This is a genomic window from Streptomyces sp. NPDC059371, from assembly GCF_042751995.1.
GTDB lineage: Bacteria > Actinomycetota > Actinomycetes > Streptomycetales > Streptomycetaceae > Streptomyces.
Window position 1 is genome coordinate 7281 of sequence record NZ_JBHYXD010000044.1, and the last position, 1739, is coordinate 9019.

The 1739-nt window shown below is 71.5% G+C and carries 2 protein-coding genes; one reads left to right on the forward strand and one right to left on the reverse strand.

The features are described from left to right. Window positions 1-542 precede the first annotated feature (542 nt). Window positions 543-902, reverse strand: a complete 360-nt coding sequence (locus ACFXGX_RS23700; protein ID WP_384794614.1) for a DUF5133 domain-containing protein — start codon at window positions 900-902, stop codon at window positions 543-545. Between the two features lie 200 nt (window positions 903-1102). On the opposite strand from ACFXGX_RS23700, the gene ACFXGX_RS23705 reads away from it, so the two are divergent. Continuing rightward, window positions 1103-1672 (forward strand): Dps family protein, encoded by a 570-nt coding sequence (locus ACFXGX_RS23705; RefSeq protein ID WP_384794616.1) that lies wholly within the window; start codon window positions 1103-1105, stop codon window positions 1670-1672. Window positions 1673-1739 lie beyond the last annotated feature (67 nt).

The window sequence follows — 1739 nt, forward strand, 5'->3', positions numbered from 1 at the left end:
ACGCCCCCCGGCCGCCCCCCCCCCCCCCCCCCCGGGGCCCCCCCCCCCCCCGGGCCCGGCCCCCCGCCACACCCTCTCATGGTCCTCGGCCAGTCCGAGTCCGGCCAGACCCTTGAGATGCCCCAGCACGGTGGAGCGCCGGAAGCCCACGGCCTCGGTGAGTTCGGCGACCTCGGCGCCGCCGGCGCCCGCTTCCGCCAACCGCTCCCACGTGCGTACGGCGTGACGGCTCAGACCGCTCTCGGTCACCGTCCTGGACACGGCCTCGGCCCGATCCCCGTTCGCGTCCTGCCCGGGAATGGGAGGCTGGACGCGCACGGGCCGCGGGTCGGCCACGGCCGCGCCCACCTGCTCCCGGACCTCCCGCGGGGACCTCCTCGGTCCGACCGGACGGGGCGTCATGTTCACCTTGCGGTGCCTACGGCCTTTGCTGTGTCGGCTCATCGATTCCTCATCTCCGCCTCGACGATGCTCACAGCAGGAGAACGAGCGGGAACCGACTAGGTAGTTCAGCCGTTCGACGGACAGGAACCGCGTGGCATTCAGTGGAGCGGACCGGACACACCCAGGGTCATGCCATTCAGCGTCCGCACCTCGGTGTGCGGCCGGGTGAGCGGCGGGACGGCCGCGGACACCGCCTTCGGCGAGAGCGCCGGGGGCGTCCCGCCCGCCAGCAGTCCGGCCTGCCGGGCGTCCCGGCGCTTCTCTCCGGCCGCGAGCAGGACGTCGGCCGCGGCGACGGCGTCGCGCACACTGGTGGTTCCCGTCATCACACACAGTGTGTACGTGACGTCCTCCAGTCCGCGTGCCGTCTCCGGAGTCTCCTTCTCGGCGTACGCGATCTTCAGGGCCGCGTAACGGGTCAGCAGCCTCCGGACAACCTTCGGGTCGGGCACGAGCACGGCGAGGGCTCCTCTCTCGAGTTTCCGACCGTGTGCCCGGGTTCGGGACGGTTCATTCGCAACAACCGCACCGGACAACCTATTTGGCCCAACGCCGTCTCATGGACGCAATCCCGCCGCTCCCGCCCGTCGCGTACGGAACCGGTCGGCGCCCGGGGCGAAAGGTGTGACACGGGTGAACCAGGGCACTTGGAGGCACCATGACGACTTCCACGACACCCCACTACACGGTCCCCGGCGTCAGCACGCAGGACGGCGGTCGGATCATCGACGTACTGAGCATGCGGCTGCACGCTCTCAACGATCTGTCGCTCACGCTGAAACACATCCACTGGAACGTGGTGGGTCCCCAGTTCATCGCCGTGCACGAGATGCTCGACCCGCAGGTGGACCGCGTACGCGACATGGCGGACGACACCGCCGAACGGATCTCCGCCCTCGGCGGGGTTCCGCACGGCACACCGGGCGCGCTCGTCGCCGAACGGACCTGGGACGACTACAGCGTGGGCCGCGCCGACGCCATCGCCCACCTCGGCGCCCTCGATCTCGTCTACACCGGGATCGTGGAGGAGCACCGCGCGGCCGTGACCGAGGTCGGCAAGATCGACCCGGTGACCGAGGACCTTCTCATCGAGCACCTCCGCGCGCTCGAGCAGTTCCAGTGGTTCGTCCGGGCGCACCTGGAGAGTGCCGGCGGGTCGCTGTCACAGGCCGGTGCCCGCACCGAGCGTGAGGCGGCGCGCTCGGCGGGGCAGGGCGCCACGCGCTAGCGGAGGACGACGCCGGCATACAGCGGCGAGGGGGGCCGGACCGGGGGCCACAGTGCGGGCCCCCACG

Coding starts and splice junctions, on each gene's coding strand:
- ACFXGX_RS23705 (WP_384794616.1), top strand. CDS start 1,103: ATGACGACTTCCACGACACCCCACTACACGGTCCCCGGCGTCAGCACG.